General features: G+C 67.6%; 8 protein-coding genes and 5 pseudogenes. 10 read left to right on the top strand and 3 right to left on the bottom strand.

What is annotated here, in order from left to right:
* Positions 1 to 50 precede the first annotated feature (50 nt).
* From ASD77_RS16445 to ASD77_RS18555, 5 genes and pseudogenes are all read left to right on the top strand, one after another.
* The gene (locus tag ASD77_RS16445; RefSeq protein WP_055944456.1) at positions 51 to 1,244 is read left to right on the top strand and encodes a porin; all 1,194 of its coding nucleotides are present in this window, start codon (positions 51 to 53) and stop codon (positions 1,242 to 1,244) included.
* A 432-nt stretch (positions 1,245 to 1,676) separates the two neighbouring features.
* Positions 1,677 to 3,967: pseudogene (locus tag ASD77_RS16440) on the top strand (methyl-accepting chemotaxis protein).
* Between the two features lie 189 nt (positions 3,968 to 4,156).
* Positions 4,157 to 5,071: pseudogene (locus tag ASD77_RS18560) on the top strand (Cache 3/Cache 2 fusion domain-containing protein); the annotation flags it as partial.
* Positions 5,072 to 5,113: 42 nt separating this feature from the next.
* Positions 5,114 to 6,885, top strand: a pseudogene (locus tag ASD77_RS17890) (methyl-accepting chemotaxis protein); the annotation flags it as partial.
* A gap of 72 nt (positions 6,886 to 6,957) precedes the next feature.
* Entirely contained in the window at positions 6,958 to 7,509 is a 552-nt protein-coding gene (locus tag ASD77_RS18555; RefSeq protein WP_055944447.1) for a methyl-accepting chemotaxis protein, read from the top strand.
* A 123-nt stretch (positions 7,510 to 7,632) separates the two neighbouring features.
* On the opposite strand, the gene ASD77_RS16420 is transcribed toward ASD77_RS18555, so the two are convergent.
* Positions 7,633 to 8,391, bottom strand: coding sequence for a hypothetical protein (locus ASD77_RS16420; RefSeq protein ID WP_156383700.1), 759 nt, complete (start codon positions 8,389 to 8,391; stop codon positions 7,633 to 7,635).
* Positions 8,392 to 8,558: 167 nt separating this feature from the next.
* Positions 8,559 to 9,572 (bottom strand): annotated as a pseudogene (locus ASD77_RS16415) (L,D-transpeptidase).
* 95 nt (positions 9,573 to 9,667) lie between these two features.
* Here ASD77_RS16415 and ASD77_RS16410 point away from each other — a divergent pair.
* Positions 9,668 to 10,399: a CPBP family intramembrane glutamic endopeptidase gene (locus tag ASD77_RS16410; RefSeq protein ID WP_055944442.1), complete on the top strand. Its 732-nt coding sequence runs from the start codon at positions 9,668 to 9,670 to the stop codon at positions 10,397 to 10,399.
* 121 nt (positions 10,400 to 10,520) lie between these two features.
* Here the strand turns inward: ASD77_RS16410 and ASD77_RS16405 are convergent, their stop codons facing one another.
* Positions 10,521 to 12,143, bottom strand: coding sequence for a hypothetical protein (locus ASD77_RS16405; RefSeq protein WP_162247646.1), 1,623 nt, complete (start codon positions 12,141 to 12,143; stop codon positions 10,521 to 10,523).
* A gap of 449 nt (positions 12,144 to 12,592) precedes the next feature.
* Here ASD77_RS16405 and ASD77_RS18335 point away from each other — a divergent pair, with 449 nt between their 5' ends.
* From ASD77_RS18335 to ASD77_RS16390, 4 genes and pseudogenes are all read left to right on the top strand, one after another.
* Positions 12,593 to 13,372: a flagellar brake protein gene (locus ASD77_RS18335; protein WP_055944435.1), complete on the top strand. Its 780-nt coding sequence runs from the start codon at positions 12,593 to 12,595 to the stop codon at positions 13,370 to 13,372.
* Between the two features lie 1,111 nt (positions 13,373 to 14,483).
* Positions 14,484 to 15,574, top strand: a pseudogene (locus ASD77_RS18550) (HAMP domain-containing protein); the annotation flags it as partial.
* 1 nt (position 15,575) lies between these two features.
* Positions 15,576 to 16,229 (top strand): methyl-accepting chemotaxis protein (locus tag ASD77_RS18545; protein ID WP_235578568.1); only part of this gene is annotated, 654 nt, incomplete at its 5' end.
* 99 nt (positions 16,230 to 16,328) lie between these two features.
* Entirely contained in the window at positions 16,329 to 16,817 is a 489-nt protein-coding gene (locus ASD77_RS16390; protein WP_055944429.1) for a chemotaxis protein CheW, read from the top strand.
* Positions 16,818 to 16,895: the final 78 nt, after the last annotated feature.

The raw sequence follows: 16,895 nt of genomic DNA, 5'->3' as shown, positions 1-16,895 counted from the left end.
CCCACGGGGCGACGGCCGGTGGCGCACGCCCCTACACTGACGGTATCCGCATGAAGTACCTGCTCTCCACCCTCGCCCTTTCGCTGCTGGCCGTGCACGCCGGCGCCCGTGCCGACGACGGACGCACCACCGCGGCCGCGTGGCCGCCGAAGATCAGCTTCGCCGACGGCACCGAGCTGAGCCTGGGCGGCAACCTGCAATACGACCTCAACCGCTTTTCCGGTGAGGGCTACAACGGCGCCGCGCTTGAAGACGACGACGCCTGGCGCCGCCAGGAGATCGGCGTGACGCTCAAGCGCAAGGGCGTGTACGACTTCGGCGCGACCTTCGACTTCGAAGCCAAGACCTGGAACGACGTCGCCCTGCGCCTGGAAACCAAGGCGCTGTTCGGCCATGACGCCGGCAAGGTGCGCATCGGCCAGATGAAGCTGCCGCTCGGCTTCGAGGGCAACACCGGCACCCGCCACGTCTCGATGCTGGAACCGTCGCTGCCCACGCAGGCGTTCTACCAGGGCCGCCGCAGCGGCATCGACTGGGCGTTCGAACGCGCGCACTACATCGCCAACGTCGGCTACTTCTTCGAGTCCGACCTGCAGGGCAACAACAAGGGCGACACGGCGGCGTTCCGGCTGGCGTGGACGCCGCGCAAGGCGGCCGGCGACGTACTGCACCTGGGCATTGCCGGATCGCAGGAACGTCCCGACAGCGAGGTCAATGGTCTGGGCGTCACCGTGTATCCGAGCGTGCGCTGGCGCGCCAAGCCGGAAGCCTCGCTCACCGGCGTGCGCCTGGTCGACTCCGGCACGCTCACGCGCGTGGACCAGATCGAGCGCATGGGCCTGGAAGCGCTGTGGATCCACGGCCCGTGGTCGCTGCAGGGCGAGTACCTGCGACAGGAGACCACGCGCGAGCTGGGATTGCCTTCGTACTCGGCCGATGGCGGCTACGTGCTGGGCAGTTGGCTGGTGACCGGCGAATCGCGCGGCTACAGCGGCGGCAACGTCAGCAACCCCAAGCCCAAGGGCAAGTACGGCGCGCTGGAGCTGCTGGCGCGCTACAGCCGCATCGACCTGGACAGCGACGGCATCGCCGGTGGTCGCGAACACAACTGGACGCTGGGCGCGAACTGGTACCTGACGCCCTACTTCAAGTTCCAGGCCAATTACGTGAAGAGCGATGCGACGCGCGGCGCGTTCTCCGCCGATCCGTCCGTGTTCCAGCTGCGCGCTCAGATGCATTTCTGACCGTGCTTTCCGCATCGCCTGCGCAGCCGGTCACGGTCTGCGCGGGCATGCTCTGTTGGCGCTCGGGCAAGCGCGCCTATGTTTGGACACGGGCGCCAATGGTTACCTCATGCCGTCGTTCGAGTTCCGCGCCAGCGGCGTGAAGCGCGAGACGACGCGCGCGACGTTCTCCGCCGCTCCGTCCGTGTTGCCGCTGCGCGCGCAGATGCACGTCCAAGCCTGCTTTCCGCATTGCCTGCGCACCCGGTCACGGTCTGCGCGGGCATGCCGTCGACATACAGGTAAGCACGCTTACCTTTCCGCCGAGCGGTCATCAAGAACTGTCACATTCCGCCGTTACTCCGGGGGAGACACCGCACCAAGGGCACGTACCGCGACGGCTTCCGCCTGATGCACCGGCCCCACCTACTGAACTCTATCGAGACCGCCTTCATGTTCAAGCACCTCAAGATCGGCAAGCGCCTGGCCATCGGCTTCGCCGTGCTCGTCCTGCTCATCGTCGCCACCGGCGCGTTCTCCGTACAGCGGATGGGCGTGGCGCAGGGCGTGGTGGTCGGGATCACGAACAAGGAGGTGCCCGCCATCCGCGACCTTGGACGCCTGGCCACGATGCTGGCCGAATACCGGGTCAGTGAGCGCGGCCTGGTCGCTGGCTACCAGGACCCGGAGAAAGTTGCCGAGTACACCGGCGAGCTGGTGGCGGGAAGCAAGGCCTTCGACGAGCTGTCGAAAGCGTACGGGACCACCATCACCGACACGCATCAGAAGGAGTTGTACCAGCAGATGCTGGCCAAGTCCGCGCTCTACTTCGACAACAGCCGCCTCCTGATCGAATCGGTCAAAGTCGGCGACCTGGCACCCGCCAGTGGCGCCGGCGACCTGCGCCAGGCCGCGGCCGATGCGGTGGCCGTGATTCTGGACGACAAGATGAAGGAGCTGGACGAAGCCGTTGCCGCCCAGCAGGCCGGCTATACCAACAACATCCGCGCCATCGGGCTGCTGGTGGCAGTGGCGTTGATGCTGGCCATCGCGGCCGCGGTCCTCATCACCCGCTCGATCGTGCGGCCGATGACCGAGGTCATGAGCGTCGCCGACGCCGTGGCGCGCGGCCAGCTGGATCGCCAGATCATCATCGACGACCGCAGTGAGCTCGGCGACCTGCTCGGCTCCATGCAGCGCATGCAGACGCAGGTGAAGTCGGTCATCGCCGCCCAGAGCGAAATGGCGGTGCGCCATGACGAAGGCCGGATCAGCTACCGCATCGACGACAGCGCCTTCCCCGGCGAATACGGCCGCATGGTGCGCGAGACCAACGCACTGGTCGCCCAGCACATCGGCGTGAAGATGCGCGCCGTGGAAGTGATGCGCCGCTACGCCGTCGGTGACCTGTCGGAAGACATGGATCGCCTGCCGGGCGAGAAGATCGTCATCACCGAAGCGATGGACATGTGCAAGGCCAACCTGTCGGCGATCAACAGCGACATCAAGCGACTGGCCACCGCAGCCGCGGCCGGCGATTTCTCGCAGCGCGGCGACGAAAGCAAGTACGAATACGACTTCCGCGAAATGGTGTCCGGCGTCAACCGTCTGATGGAAACCACCGACGGCAACCTGGCCGAAGTGTCCGAGCTGCTGCAGGCCATCGCCCGCGGCGACCTGACCGCACGGATGGAAGGCGACTTCCACGGCGTGTTCGCCACGATGCGCGACGACGCCAACGCTACCGTCGGCCAGCTGACCGAGATCGTCGGCGGCATCCAGATGGCGGCCACCAGCATCAACACCGCCGCCGGCGAGATCGCCGCAGGCAACAACGACCTGTCGCGTCGCACCGAGCAGCAGGCGGCCAACCTCGAAGAAACCGCCGCGTCGATGGAGGAACTGACCTCCACCGTGCGCCAGAACGCCGAGTCCGCCCGCCAGGCCAACCAGCTCGCCATCGGTGCGGCCTCGGTCGCCTCGCAGGGTGGCGATGTGGTCGGCAAGGTCGTCACCACGATGACCGACATCGTGCGGCCTCGGTCGCCTCGCAGGGTGGCGATGTGGTCGGCAAGGTCGTCACCACGATGACCGACATCGAGCAGTCCTCGAAGAAGATCGCCGAGATCATCTCGGTGATCGACGGCATTGCGTTCCAGACCAATATCCTGGCGCTCAACGCGGCCGTGGAAGCGGCGCGTGCCGGCGAACAGGGCCGCGGCTTCGCCGTGGTCGCGTCGGAAGTCCGCACGCTGGCGCAACGCAGCGCGAACGCCGCGAAAGAGATCAAGGGCCTGATCGAGAACTCGGTGGACAAGGTGGCCGACGGCTCGGCGCTGGTGAACCAGGCCGGCGCCACCATGGCCGAGATCGTGGCCAGCGTGCAGCGCGTGACCGACATCATGGCCGAGATTTCCGCCGCGTCGCAGGAACAGAGCGCCGGTATCGAGCAGGTCAACCAGACCATCACCCAGATGGACGAAGCCACCCAGCAGAACGCCGCACTGGTGGAAGAAGCCACCGCCGCCGCGCGTTCGATGGAAGAGCAGGCGCAAGGGCTGACCGAATCGGTCTCGGTGTTCAAGCTGCAGGCCACCACGGTCAGCGCCCCCGTGCGCAAGGCGATCGCGGCCGCCGCCGTGGCCACGCCGACGCCGAAGGTCGCGGCCAAGGCGGTGGCCCGCAAGCCGGCCCCGCGCAAGCCGGAGCCGGCCTTGGCCGACGGCGACTGGCAGGAGTTCTGAGCCCCACCCGGCGCCTGCCGGCTTCGTGGTCACCACACGGCCCGGCTTGTCCGGGCCGTGTGCGTTGAGGGCAGGACACCGCTCCACGTACACGCATTTACCGTTCGTCGGGAAAATCCTGACGCAGCGCTCAATTTGGAGGGCGTAACGCCGATACCGGTCCTGATACCTCAACCACCTCCCTGCCCCATGACCCGACTCGCGCGTCTTTCCCTTGGCAGCAAACTCTCCCTGCAGGTCACCGTCGCCGTCGCGGTAGTGCTCGCCATCCTCGCCTTCGTGGTCCAGCGACAATCCAGCCGCGCCATCCAGGACCGTGCGCTGGCCGACCTGGATGTCGCCGCGCAGGTCATGCTGGAATCCGTCGCGCTCTACGACAGCACGCTGACCGATGCCACGCAGCGGATGGCGCGCAGCTTCCGCGCGTCGCTGCCCTCCGGCGACGTGTCGGTGGATGCTGCCGCCAGCACGCCCATCGGCGATGTCGACGTACCGGCGTTGCGCTTCGGCGAGCAGACCGTGAACCTCGACTTCACCCATGTGGACCGTTTCACCGACGCCACCGGCGTGGTCGCCACGCTGTTCGTGCGCCAGGGCGACGACTTCATCCGTGCCACCACCTCGCTGCGCAACGCCGAGGACCAGCGCGTCATCGGCACGGCGCTGGACCACAAGCATCCGGCCTACGCACTGATGCTGGAAGACAAGCCGTACACCGGCCGCGCACGCCTGTTCGGCCGCGACTACATGACCCACTACCAGCCGCTGCAGGATGCCGAAGGCAACACCGTCGGCATCCTGTTCGTCGGCCAGAATTATGGCGACGGACTGGCCGCGCTGAAGGACAAGCTGCGCACGACGAAGCTCGGCGAAGCCGGTTACTTCTTCGTCGTCGACCTGGCCGAAGGCGAACAGCACGGCAGGATGGCCGCGCATCCTACCAGCCAGGACACGCCTTACACCGACGTGGTGGCCGCCGGTTCCGTGCCCGCGATGAAGTCGCTGCTGGAACAGGACCACGGCCATGACGTGCTCGACGTCGCGCCGAAATCCGGCGACCAGGCCGTCCCCGCGCTGGTCGCGGTGAAGCGGTTCGCGCCGTGGAAATGGGCGCTGGTGGCGGTGGAACCGCAGGCCAATGTGCTCGCCTCCAGCCATGCGTTGACCATCGCGATCGTGTCGCTCTCGCTGCTCGCCCTGGTGGTGATCGCCGTGCTCACCTGGATCGGCGTGCGCCGCGTGGTCTCGCAGCCGCTGCGGGGCGCCGTGGCCATCGCCGGCGATGTGGCGGCGGGACGACTGGACGGTCGGATCGACACCACGCGCCAGGACGAGGTCGGCCAGCTGCTGTCGGCCATGCATCGCGTGCAGACGCAGGTGGTGTCGGTGATCGCCGCGCAGACCGAGATGACGCGCCGCCACGACGAAGGCGAGATCAGCTTCCGCATCGACGACAGCGTCTTCCCCGGCGAGTACGGCCGCATGGTGCGAGACACCAATACGCTGGTCGCGGCCCACATCGCGGTCAAGATGCGTGCGGTCGGCATCATGCGACGCTACGCCGACGGCGACCTGTCGGAAGACATGGACCGCCTGCCCGGCGAAAAAGCGTTCATCACCGAAACGCTGGATGCCTGCAAGTCCACCCTGTCCGCCATCAACGGCGAGATCAAGCGCCTCGCCATGGCCGCATCGGCGGGCGACTTCAGCCAGCGTGGCGACGTGGACAAGTACCGGCACGACTTCCGCGACATGGTCGGCGGCCTGAACCATCTGATGGAAACCACCGACGGCAACCTGGCCGAGGTCTCCGAACTGCTGAAGGCCATCGCCCGCGGCGACCTGACCGCGCGCATGGAAGGCGACTTCCACGGCGTGTTCGCCAGCATGCGCGACGATGCCAATGCCACCGTCGCGCAGCTGACCGACATCGTCGGCCGCATCCAGGAGGCTTCCGGTTCCATCAACACGGCCGCCGGCGAAATCGCCTCGGGCAACCTGGACCTGTCGCGCCGTACCGAGCAGCAGGCCGCCAACCTGGAGGAAACCGCTGCCTCGATGGAGGAGCTGACCTCCACCGTGCGCCAGAACGCCGAGTCCGCGCGCCAGGCCAACCAGTTCGCCATCGGCGCCGCCTCCGTCGCCTCGCAGGGCGGCGACGTGGTCGGCAAGGTCGTCACCACGATGACCGACATCGAGCAGTCCTCGAAGAAGATCGCCGAGATCATCTCGGTCATCGACGCGTGGTCGGCAAGGTCGTCACCACGATGACCGACATCGAGCAGTCCTCGAAGAAGATCGCCGAGATCATCTCGGTCATCGACGGCATCGCCTTCCAGACCAATATCCTGGCGCTCAACGCCGCCGTGGAAGCGGCGCGTGCCGGCGAACAGGGCCGCGGCTTTGCCGTGGTCGCGTCGGAAGTGCGCACGCTGGCCCAGCGTTCGGCCAATGCGGCCAAGGAGATCAAGGGCCTGATCGAGAACTCCGTGGACAAGGTCGCCGACGGCTCGGCGCTGGTGAACCAGGCCGGCGCGACGATGGCCGAGATCGTGGCGTCGGTGCAGCGCGTGACCGACATCATGTCCGAGATATCCGCCGCCTCGCAGGAACAGAGCGCGGGCATCGAACAGGTCAACCAGACCATCGTGCAGATGGACGAGACCACGCAGCAGAACGCCGCGCTGGTGGAGGAAGCGTCCGCTGCCGCGCGTGCGATGGAAGAGCAGGCCCACGCCCTCACCGCGTCGGTGTCGGTGTTCAAGCTGCAGGCGAAGGTCAGCGCACCGGCGCGCAGGCCGGCGGCGGAGGCCGCCCCGTCGCGTCCGGCCGCGGCCAGGAAGGCACGCCCTCCGGCAGTGCGCGCACCGGAGCCGGTGGCCGCCGGTGACGACCACGAGGACTGGCAGACGTTCTAGCCGCCCACCGTTCATCTGTTCCTGCATCAACGACGGCCCGGCCATGTCCGGGCCGTCTGCTTTTCCGCGATCGTGGCGCCACAGGGCTGCGGCTTCGCCGTGGTGGCCAGCGAGGTGCGCACGCTCGCCCAGTGCAGCGCCAATGCGGCCAAGGAGATCAAGGGGTTTATCGAAGCCTCGGTGGACAAGGTGGCCGAGGGCTCGACGCTGGTGGATCAGGCCGGCACCACGATGGGCGACATCGTCGCCAGCGTGCAGCGTGTCACCCACATCATGGCCGAGATCTCGGCGGCGTCGCAGGAGCAGTCGATCGGCATCGAGCAGGTCAACCAGACCATCACCCACATGGACGAGGCGACCCAGCAGAACGCCGCGCTGGTGGAAGAAGCCTCGGCCGCGGCCACGTCGATGGCGGACCAGGCACGGGCGCTGGCCGAATCGGTCGCGGTGTTCACGCTGGACGGCACCATCAGCGCACCGGTGCGCCACGCCATCGCGGCCGCCACCACCGGCAAGCACGTCCCGCCTGCCCCGGCAGCGAAACCCAAGGCCGTGGTCCGCAAGCCCAGCCCGCGCAAGACCGATCCTGCGGTGACCGAAGACGGCGAGTGGCAGGAGTTCTGAGCGCGTCGGCGCGCGCAGTGACGTTCAACGCAGACTACCCGGCTCAGGCCGGGTCGTGTGCTTCATGGGATGGCAGCGCAGGCGGACGCTGCCCGCCAGGCGACACGCTCTACCCGATCGCGATCAGAAGCGGCGCTGGCCGCCGCCGTAGTTGCCGATGTCGCACTGGCCGGAGAAGGTGGTGCCGCCTTCGATGGTGATGAGACCGGAGCGACGGTCGACGGTCAGCCTTGGCTTGTTCATGCCATTGAGGCGGTAGGTGGCGGTGATGCGGTCCGCGCCGACCTGCAGGTTGTCCAGGTCCCACCAGCCATGATCGCCGTGCGAGTTGATCGGCGGAATCAGCGGCGCGCCCAGGTGGATGCGGCCGTGGTCGCCGTACAGTTCGATCTGCACGTCGCTGTTGAAGCCTTCCGTGGTGGCACGCACGGTGTCGGCTTCTTGCCACTTGTTGCGCTTGTCGTCCCAGCGGTAGTCGGGTTCGCTGGTCACCGTCGGACGCGTGCCGGCGCCGTAGCAGACCAGCACGAGCGAATTGGGATCGCGCTCGCTGGACGGAGACGGACGCAACGATGCGCCGCCCGCTGCACTTCCGGATGCACCGCAGTTGGCGGCTGGCACCGACTGGATCGAGGCATAACGCCCGTCCATGGTCGACACGGAAATGCACTGGCTCCGCTTGGCATTCCACCAGAAGGTGAAGCGCTGGTCGCGCACGGTGTTGGAATCGCGCTGCTCGTAGCCGCGCGACTGCAGCTGGGTTTCACCGCCGGCACCGCGCGCACCGACCAGGTCTTCGACATCGGGCGGGGTCTGGGCGGACGCGGCGAAGGACATGGCAAGCGTTGCGACAAGGGAAACGGCGAGAGGCTGCGGACGCATGACGGTTCTCCTGGTGGGATTCGAGCGTGGCCGTGAGGGAAGCGGGACAACGATGATCTTGCGAAAATCGGGTCTTCTCGCCCGCCAACCAATGAAGAAAGGACGGGTCGGCGGAGCATCGCTGCATGGCAGACGCGGTGGCGTGAAGATCACTCCGATGGGAATGTCTACAGCGCCGGCACATCCGCATTGAGCACCTGCAGCGCCTGCCCGGTGGTCTCCGGCAGCACATGCAGGTCGGTCTGCAACAGCACCGCGCCCGGCTGCAGCAGCGGCGAGACCGCCGCGGTGAAGTCGGGTGGCACCACCACGCGTGCCACGTCCTGCGACGTGACGTCCTGGCCGGCTTCGTCCTCGCGGCCGGGAATACCGATTCGCCGCCACGTCGGCGCCTGGCCCGAGGTGACCCCGGCGACCAGGTAAGCATGTGTACCTTGCGGCACGGGGCCGTTGCGGAAGTCGATCCGCGCCCGTCCGATCTCGATGCCGTTGCGGAAGACGAACAGGCGACGGTCCGCCGTGCTCATCACCATCGACAGCGGACCGGTGGGCGACTTCTGCGGTTCCCAACGGAACGATTCGTGCGCGCCCAGAAGCGGCCCCGCGTTCTCGACGCCGGTCTTCGGATCGATCGGGCTGGCAACCGGCGGATGCACCAGGTCCTCGGGCGCCAGCCCTTCCTTCGCGACCACCACCACCATGCCCATGGTGGTGGCATCGAACAGCAGGCGGGCGAACTCGGTGGGCAGGTGCACGCAGCCATGCGATTCCGGGTAGCCGGGCAAGCCGCCGGCATGCAGGGCCACGCCATCCCAGGTCAACCGCTACTGGTACGGCATCGGCGCGTTGTTGTACTTGCTGGAGTGGTGATCCTTGTCCTTCTGCAGGATGGTGAACACACCCGTGGGTGTTTCATGGCCCGGCTTGCCGCTGCTGACGGTCGAGACGGCGATCAGCAATCCGTTGCGGTACACATAGGCGCGCTGCTCGGTCAGGCTGACCACGACCGCCATCGGTCCCATGTCCTTGGCATCGCCGCCCCACACCCATTCGCCGGGGTTGAGCGCGGCCGGCGGCGTGCCGGCGGGACGGGAGGTCTTCGCGCCCCATGACGGCGTGGCCTGCGCGCCGAAGGAAAGCAGCGCCAGTACCAGCCATGCGCACAGTGGGGTCCGGATCATCGCGGTGTCCTTGTCGGGATGGCACGAGCGTCAGCTCGTGTCACATATTGCACGGCCGCGTGCTTAAATGCAGCCGCTCGCTTCCGGAGTCGCTCATGCATTCTCCCGGTTCGCAGGATCGTCCCGACTTCCCCTTCTATGCCGGCACACCGGTCAGCCTTTCGGGGCTGCAGTGGCTCGTGGTGCTGGCCGGCGTGGCGGTGGCGTTCTGGCTGCTGGTGTCGCCGTGGACGCGCCCTCCGCAGCCATGGGGCATGTGGATCCCGGTGCTGCTGTTCTGCCTGGTGCCGCTGGGCGCGCTGGCGCTGGTCACCGGCCACGCATGGACGGCGCTATTCCATCGACTCAGCGGCCGCGACCTGCTGTTGATGGTCGGCATTGCCGCATTGAACCTGGTGGTCACCCTGCTGGTCGGCCTGCTGCTGAGCGGCCTGGATCACGCGTCGGCCAACCCCGCGTTCAAATCGATGGGCGAAGCGGATACGGCCACCCGTGTCATGGCCTTCGCGGCGATGGTGCCGCAGCTGCTGGGCGAGGAGCTGCTGACCATCCTGCCCTTCCTCGCCCTGCTGTGGTGGTTGCATACCCGCATGAAGCTGCAGCGACGCACCGCCCTGGTGCTGGCGTGGCTGCTGTCGGCCATCCCGTTCGCGCTGGTACACCTGCCGACCTACCAGTGGGACCTGGTGCAGTGCCTGGTGATCATCGGCACGGCCCGCCTGGTGCTGAGCCTGGCGTACCTGTTATCGCGCAACCTGTGGGTCTCCACCGGCGCGCACGTGCTCAACGACTGGACGCTGTTCGGCTTCGCCCTGCTGATGGGATAGCGGCGGCCGAGAGATCGCGGGATCGTACAGTGGCGGGTGGCTATCGAAAGCAACTTACCTGCCGGACCGGACCCTGTCGTGATGACGCTGGGCGGATGTCATGCGGCCGCACACGCGCCCTTCAACGCGAATGCCCGGTGCAGGGCGAAGCCGGAGTCTTCATCGCCGGCGCGGCGACGCAAGCCCGTCTCTCTGCATTAGGTCGCCGTTCCAACGACGATGCCCGCCCAGTGGGCGGCGCGGGCGACGGTCGCGTGGAAGTCGTCCCGGTTGCGATGCGCACCAGCGCCGGCAACGGCGAACTCATCACCCGCGCGCCCGGCCCCACGCGTACGCGAAAACCGCTGTCCGTATCCGCCACCACTTCGACCCAGTGCTGTCCCTGCGGCAGGCGGAAGCGTTCGCCGGGTCTCAGCATCGAGCCTTCGTTGGCCGAGTAGGTTGCCGGCGGCACGTCGCTGTCCAGGCTCTGGGTGGTCCCGTAGTGCGTCAGCGCATGGATGATGACGGCATCGCCCGGCAGGTTGGACTCGTAGGGAGCGGTGCGACGGCGCGCCTCCACCGTGTAGATGACCGTCGCGAACGGATCGGGCTGCGTGGGCACTGCCACCACCAGCAACTGCACGCCGCTCGCTCCCGGCGCATCGACGGTCTCGAGCAGGAACTCGTGCGTGCCGATGTCGTCCGCCTGCAGCGTCCGCCTGCTTGTCGCCGGCACCCATCCCAGCCGTTCGCGCTGGTACGCATTGATGTGCTTGGGCAGCAGCCCGTACACCGGGTCGCTGCCGGCCCGGCGCCATGCATCGCTCATCAGGTCCCAAGGATTGTCGTAGGTGTCGGCGTCGCCATCGCTGTTGTCCGAATGCGGCAGGCCGTAGCCATGGCCCATTTCATGCGCCATGGCGGCCAGGTTGGAGAACGACCAGGGCGGATTCCAGGTAGCGCGCAGGCAGCCGTAGGCGCCATCGAGCACCGCGCATGCACCGCCACCCCAGGCATAGCCGTCCAGCTCACCGTTGAACATCAGGTTGACGCCGATGACGCCGGTGAAATCCACCTCCGCATCCGCAGCGGCGGTGCAGTCGGCGAACAGCAGCGACAGGTCGGCCTGCGTGCCCGTATAGGCGCTGCGCGGGCGCGGCAGTGCATACCAGCCATGCGCCTGACTACCGGCCAGGTCGATGGCGCCCCGCGACACCCGCGACCAGTAGTGGCCCAGTTGCCCGGGGGCATTGCCGTACTGGGACTGGAAGAAGTCGCGCGACTTCGGTTCCGTCGCCACATCGGCGAACCGGCACATCAGCGTGATCCAGCGCGTGCTGCCATGGACAGGCGCCGACAGTCGGGGACGGCCATCGTCGCCCGCCACGGGGGCTGGGTGCGACACGCGATCCGTCGGCACGATGGCATCGATGACCTGCCGTCCCCCGCCCTTTGCGACGACATGCGATACCGCGACACGGCGGTTCGCCAGCGCGTACAGGTCCCCTGCCGCGCGCGTGGCCTGGGCGATGTCGAGTCGATGGCGTGTGCCCGGCCCTGCTTCCAGCCAGGCCTTGAAACGGGGCGGAAGCACGGGTTGCCCGAGCCCCGCCGGTCGGGCATCGCCCCAGCGCAGCAGCAGTACTCCCTGTTCGATCTCGTCCGCCCATGCAGGCGAGGAAACCGCCGCACAGGCCACTACCAGACAGACCAGATACCGCCGCAGCACTCCGCCCCAGCGCACATTCGGATTCGCAGACATGCTGTTCTCCTTCCCTGGGCCACGACAGCCCGAGCAACACCGCACCGCCCGTCAGTGAGGAACGCGTCCGGCGTCGCGGTCAGCGGCGCCCGCGGCGGCGCGCCGTTGCGGGCGCGCAGACAAGCGCAGGCCATATGGCCGCGGGGGATCGCAGATGGAGGCGGCGGTGCGTGCGGTGCATCGCATGTCGGCCAGCAGCGCGGTCTCGCGCGCGTCCGGGAATCGCCGCCGTGATGGCCACGCTGTCCCGGCTGTGTCCAGCAGAGTGCGCCCGCACCGTGTTCGCTAAATGTGATTTGACAGGACCGTCGGTCGGCTACATCCGTGTACGTCGTGCTGCGCGGGCCAGCCTGTCCCCCGCCGGGCCGGCGGAGACATCGCCTAAAGAGTTTGTGACACACGCCGATACAGCCTGTGACGCCTTCCCTGCCCTGACGCTTCCGCTCCGCATGACCGAGTCCAGCGACGCCCCTCTGGCCGATCCCGTCAGGTACGACGAGGAAGAAAAATACCTTGTGCATGGCGCGCCCGCCGTGCGCCAGATCCTGCAGTCGTTGATCGACAAGCGCGCGCTGGTCAGCGGTTGTGCCATGCCCCGCAACCACACCTTTCCGACGTCCGTGGTCGAAGTGCTGGACGACGACGAAGGGGTGCTGATCGACGGCAGCGCCTCGGACGCCGTGAACCGGAGCATCGAGGAGGCCAGCCACGTCACCTGCGTGTCGCGGCTGGACCGCATCCACGTGCAGTTCAAGCTCTACGACCTGCAGCGCGTGCAGAAGGACGGCCAGGTCGCCTTCCGCGCGGCGTTGCCGGACTGCGTCCTGCGCCTGCAGCGTCGTGAGTTCTACCGCCTGCAGGTACCCGTGACCCAGCCGATGGACTGCGCCATCGCCGAGCGCCAGCCCGATGGCGAGACCACCTACCGCAGGTATCGCGTGCTGGACATCAGCGGCGGCGGCGTGGCGCTGGCAGTGCAGGCCGAAGAGCCCGCACTGAAGCCGTACAAGGAATTCCCCGGCAGCCTGCTGCACCTGCCCGACAGTGGCCCGCTGTGCGTGCGCCTGATGGTCAAGAGCCTGCACCGGCAACTCAACCAGAACGGCAGTGAAAGCTGGCGCGCCGGCTGCCAGTTCACCGACATGCCGCGCGGTGGCGACGCACTGATCCAGCGCTACATCTTCCGCCTGGAGCGCCAGCGCAGCGCCCGCGAACGCGGCGCAGCGTGACCGGCGTCGCCATTCCGGCCGCCGTTTGTCGGGCATCGGCCTTCCCGTGCTCAATCGCCCCGCGACGCCGCCGATAGCTGTCGTAACACGACTGCACTACCGGACGCCGGCCCCGGCGCACCCTCGCTGCAGACGTCGCCACTCTGCAGACGAGGTCACCATGTCTTCCGCTTCTTCGCGTTTCTCCTCCCGCAGCATCGCCACCCGCGTGATGTACGGCACCGCCATCGTCGCCCTGCTCGCCTTCGGCGTCGCCGCGGCCGCCAGCTACCTGCGCAGCAGCCAGTCCCTGTTGGCCGGCGCGCGCACCACGATGGAAGGGCTGGCCAACCTCGAAGCGCAGCGCATCGCCGGCGAACTGACCGGCGCCTTCGACACCAACGCGGCGCTGGCCGATGCCTTGCTCGCACAGCGCGCCGGCGACGGCCTCAGCCGCAGCACCGCCAGCGCCATCTTCAAGCGCCAGCTGGAAGCGCATCCGGAATGGGTGGGCGTCGGCACGCTGTGGGAACCAGACGCCTTCGACGGCAAGGACACGGAATACGTATCCGCCGAAGGCCACGACGACACCGGCCGCTTCATGAGCTACTGGGCCTGGGCCGACGGCGTCCCGTTGCAGGAGGCGCTGCGCGACTACGAGGTGCCCGGAGCCGGCGACTGGTACCTGCGTCCGCGCGAGCTCAAGCGGGCGGTGGTCGCCGAACCCTACGTCTACAAGATCGCCGGCAAGGACGTGCTGATGACGACCCTGTCCACCCCGGTACTGGACAACGGCACCTACCTCGGCGTCATGACGGTCGACTTCGCCCTGCAGTCGCTGCAGGAGCGCATCGCCAAGCTCACCCCGATGGACGCCGGCTTCGTCCGCCTGCTGACGCCGGCCGGCGTGGTCATGGCCGACCAGAATGCCGCCTCGGTCGGCAAGCCGTTCGCCGGCGCGCAGGCGACCGACGTGATGAAGCAGATCGCCAGCGGCGAATCCGTCTTCCGCGAAGCCACCGATGCCACCGGCGAATCGGTGATGGAGGCCTACGTGCCGCTGCAGATCGGTGACGCGCAGGAACGCTTCGCACTGGGCGTGGTGGTGCCGCGCGCCGTGCTGATGCAGGAAGCGCGCGCCGTGCTGTGGACCGTGGTGATGGTGGGCGCGCTCGGCGCGGCGCTGCTGTGCGGCGCGGTGTTCTGGCTGCTGCGCCGCCAGGTCGCCCGGCCGCTGGCCGACGCGGTGCGCGTGGCCGACGACATCGCCCGCGGCAAGCTCGACAGCGAGATCGATGCCGCGCGCAGCGACGAGATCGGCACACTGATGAAGGCGATGCGCAGCATGCAGGCGAACCTGCGCGAGCGCATCGAACGCGACGCCGTGGTGGCGAAGGAAAGCCTGCGCATCCGTACCGCGCTGGAAGACGTCACCACCAACGTCATGATCGCCGATGCCGATCGCACCATCGTCTACGCCAACCGCCCGCTGATGAAGATGCTGACCGACGTGGAACAGGACCTGCGCCGCGACCTGCCCGCCTTCGACGTGCGCACGGTGGTGGGCAGCAGCATCGACATCTTCCACAAGAAGCCCGAGCACCAGTCGCGCATGCTGGCGCAGCTGCAGGGCACGCACCGTGCGCAGATCAGCGTGGGTGGCCGCATCATGCAGCTGATCATCAACCCGGTGACCGACGGCGAAGGCCAGCGCATCGGCTACGTGGTCGAATGGGCGGACCGCACCAACGAAGTGATGGTCGAACAGGAGGTCACCCGCATCGTGCAATCCGCCGTGCAGGGCGATCTCAGCGGCCGCATCACGGAGACCGGCAAGCAGGGCTTCCTGCTGACGCTGGCGCAGCAGGTCAACGGCCTGCTGGCGACGATCTCCGGCAGCGTGGAGGCCGTGTCCGGTGTGCTGCAGTCCCTGTCCAAGGGCGACCTGACCGCACGGATGGAAGGCGACTTCCATGGCGTGTTCGCCACGATGCGCGACGACGCCAACGCCACCGTCGCGCAGCTGACCGACATCGTCGGCCGCATCCAGGAAGCCTCCGGTTCCATCAACACCGCGGCCGGCGAAATCGCCAGCGGCAACGCCGACCTGTCCCGCCGCACCGAACAGCAGGCGGCGAACCTCGAAGAAACCGCCGCGTCGATGGAGGAACTGACCTCCACCGTGCGCCAGAACGCCGAATCCGCCCGCCAGGCCAACCAGCTNGCGGCCTCGGTCGCCTCGCAGGGTGGCGATGTGGTCGGCAAGGTCGTCACCACGATGACCGACATCGAGCAGTCCTCGAAGAAGATCGCCGAGATCATTTCGGTCATCGACGGCATCGCCTTCCAGACCAATATCCTGGCGCTCAACGCGGCGGTGGAAGCGGCGCGTGCCGGCGAACAGGGCCGCGGCTTTGCGGTCGTGGCGAGCGAAGTGCGTACGCTGGCCCAGCGTTCGGCCAATGCGGCCAAGGAGATCAAGGGCCTGATCGAGAACTCGGTGGACAAGGTGGCCGACGGTTCCAAGCTGGTGAACCAGGCCGGCGCGACGATGGCCGAGATCGTGGCCAGCGTGCAGCGCGTGACCGACATCATGGCGGAGATCTCCGCCGCCTCGCAGGAACAGAGTGCGGGCATCGAACAGGTCAACCAGACCATCGTGCAGATGGACGAGACCACGCAGCAGAACGCCGCGCTGGTGGAAGAAGCCTCGGCAGCAGCCCGTTCGATGGAGGAACAGGCCCATGCCCTGAGCGATGCCGTGTCCACCTTCCGCCTGGATGGCCACGGCACCGTGGCGCGCCTGGTGCAGGAACGGGTCACCCGCATCGCGGCCGGCGGCGCCCTGCGCAGCGTTGCCGAACCGGATCTGCACTGACCGCGCTAAAGAAACCCCGCCCGGGGCCGATCTAGGCCTTGACCGGTTCCGCCCCGGGAACCCCGCTACCCCTTACCGGCTGCAACAGGAGCCCGACGAATGAGCGACAAGAAGACCCTGGCCGCGGCGACCGCGGACGAGTTCCTCAGCTTCACCCTGGGAGACGAGCACTACGGCGTGGACATCCTGAAGGTCCAGGAAATCCGCGGCTACGACTCGGTGACCCGCCTGCCCGACGCACCGGATTACATCAAGGGCGTCATCAACCTGCGCGGCACCATCGTGCCGGTGATCGACCTGCGCCTGAAGCTGCGGCTGAAGGAAGCGCGTTACGACGCCTTCACCGTGATGATCGTACTGAACGTGGAAGACCGTGTGGTCGGCATCGTGGTGGACAGCGTGTCGGACGTGATCGCGCTCAATGCCGAGCAGATCCGCCCCACGCCGGAATTCGGCGCCAGCGTCGATACCCGCTTCATCTCCGGTATCGGCACCATTGACGAACGCATGCTGATCCTGCTCGACATCGAAACGCTGATCGACAGCGCCGATCTGGGCCAGCCCCTGCCGGAAGCGGTCGCCGCCTGATCCACCGCCGGGCCTTCGGCAGCACGGCAGCACTCCCGAGACCGCGGACCGCAAGGCCCGCGGTTTTCGCGTATGCGG

Origin of the sequence: Pseudoxanthomonas sp. Root65, assembly GCF_001427635.1 — a bacterium.
Taxonomy (GTDB): domain Bacteria; phylum Pseudomonadota; class Gammaproteobacteria; order Xanthomonadales; family Xanthomonadaceae; genus Pseudoxanthomonas_A.
Note: the sequence above shows the minus strand (reverse complement) of the source record. Positions and strands in the feature narration are given on the sequence as shown.